This is a genomic window from Vagococcus sp. CY53-2 (assembly GCF_022604695.1).
Classification (GTDB): Bacteria; Bacillota; Bacilli; order Lactobacillales; family Vagococcaceae; genus Vagococcus.
Window position 1 is genome coordinate 1 of the sequence record NZ_JALAHP010000023.1, and the last position, 810, is coordinate 810.

1 protein-coding gene is annotated in these 810 nt (G+C 36.2%); it reads left to right on the forward strand.

The window, feature by feature from the left end; all coding sequences use genetic code 11:
- Positions 1 to 810 (forward strand): myo-inosose-2 dehydratase (gene iolE / locus MN581_RS10030; protein WP_241699706.1); only part of this gene is annotated, 810 nt, incomplete at both ends.

Below are 810 nucleotides of genomic sequence, written 5' to 3' on the forward strand. Positions count from 1 at the left end.
ATTAAGTTAGGGATTGCACCAATCGCTTGGACAAATGATGATATGCCGGAATTAGGTAAGGAAAATACGTTTGAACAATGTATCAGTGAAATGGCATTAGCAGGGTACACAGGAACAGAAATTGGAAACAAATATCCAAAAAATCCAGAAGAATTAAAAAGTTACTTAGAACCACGTGGATTATCAGTAGCTAGTGCCTGGTTTAGTGCTTTTTTAACAACCAAACCATTTGAAGAAACAGAAGAGGCTTTTATGTTACATCGTGACTTTTTGCATGCAATGGGAGCAAAAGTCATCGTTGTGTCAGAACAAGGACATAGTGTACAAGGTCAAATGGAGACACCTGTTTTTGATAAAAAACCTGAATTTACAGAAGATGAATGGGAAAAATTAACAAGTGGGTTAGATAAATTAGGCGAGTTGGCAAATGAAAAAGACATGTCTATTGTTTACCACCACCATATGGGGACAGGTGTCCAAACAACTGATGAAATCAATCGTTTGATGGCTGAGACAGATCCTAAAAAAGTGTCACTATTATATGATACTGGTCACTTAGTTTTCTCAGGCGAAGATCCGATTGAAGTGTATCAAACACACAAAGACCGTATTAAACATATTCACTTTAAAGATATTCGTAAGGAAAAAATGGAAGAAGTTAAAACAAACTCATTTAGTTTCTTAAAAGGTGTTAAAGAAGGTGTGTTCACTGTTCCAGGAGATGGCATGATTGATTTTACACCAATTTGGCAAGAAATTGAAAAAGATGGTTATGAAGGATGGATTGTCGTAGAGGCAGAACAAGATCCA